This window comes from Mycobacterium sp. ABE4_509 (assembly GCF_056160785.1).
Genome location: NZ_JBSWXU010000356.1, coordinates 1 through 354 on the forward strand (window position 1 = coordinate 1; position 354 = coordinate 354).

Genomic DNA, 354 nt, shown 5'->3' on the forward strand with positions numbered 1-354 from the left:
CGTTGACGCCGCAGGCGTGGGCGGTGTGGGAGGCGATCTTCGCCAAATACGCCGCCCCGGGCATGTGCAACCCCGACGACGAGGCGCCGTGTACCTCGGGCACACCGACCCAGGCGCAGATCGACGCTGATCAGCGCAGCCTGGCCCAGCGCCGCCACGACGCGCTGGTCGCGGTCGGGCGGATCGCGCTGATGAGCGGGGCGCTTGGCGAGCTCAACGGGCTGCCGGTGTCGGTGATCATCCGCACCACCCTCCAAGACCTGGAATCGCGGGCCGGGGTCGGCGTGACCGGGGGCGGCACGATCGTGCCGATCGCCGAGGTGATCCGGATGGCCGGCCACGCCCACCACCATC

General features: G+C 72.0%; 1 protein-coding gene. It reads left to right on the forward strand.

Features of this window, described 5'->3' with window-relative positions; translation table 11 throughout:
* A partial coding sequence (locus ACXAID_RS28460; protein ID WP_475025481.1) for a DUF222 domain-containing protein occupies positions 1-354 on the forward strand: 354 nt, incomplete at both ends.